The organism is Allobosea sp. P4_C6 (assembly GCF_056402015.1).
The window spans coordinates 1-513 of record NZ_JBFUIF010000346.1 but is presented as its reverse complement, the minus strand read 5'-3'; the positions used below and the strand labels follow the sequence as shown (position 1 = coordinate 513).

1 protein-coding gene is annotated in these 513 nt (G+C 60.8%); it reads left to right on the top strand.

Annotation, left to right across the window (positions count from 1 at the left end):
- A partial coding sequence (locus tag AC1DVA_RS29045; RefSeq protein WP_476808227.1) for a Ros/MucR family transcriptional regulator occupies window positions 1-366 on the top strand: 366 nt, incomplete at its 5' end.
- Window positions 367-513 lie beyond the last annotated feature (147 nt).

Below are 513 nucleotides of genomic sequence, written 5' to 3'. Positions count from 1 at the left end.
GAGCTTATCGCGAAGACTCATGCGGCACTGACTGGCTTGGGAGCTGAAGCTGCCGCGCCTGCTGCCCAGCCGCTTGTCCCAGCGGTTTCGATCAGGAAGTCGGTTACCCCGGATGCGATCATCTCCCTTGAAGACGGCAAGGCATTTAGATCGCTGAAGCGCCATCTCAGCAGCAAGTACGGCATGACGCCTGACCAGTACCGAGTGAAATGGGGCCTGCCTTCCGATTATCCGATGGTGGCACCCAACTATGCCGAAGCGCGCTCAGCCTTGGCCAAGTCGTTTGGTCTTGGTCGGAAGGCTGCAGCCGCTCTCGGCAAGACTCCAATTGCCAAGAGCCCACGGCGGGTGAAGGCCAAGGCCTGACCGAAACGCGTGCTCGATAGAGCGATACCGGCCGACATGGCGACCAACGACAAAGAGACTCGATGAACAGCGACAGAACTCGCAGGCCCACCAGCGCCCGGGACAAGGCCGAGGCACTGTTCAAGCCGGCCGTTCCGAAAGCACCGA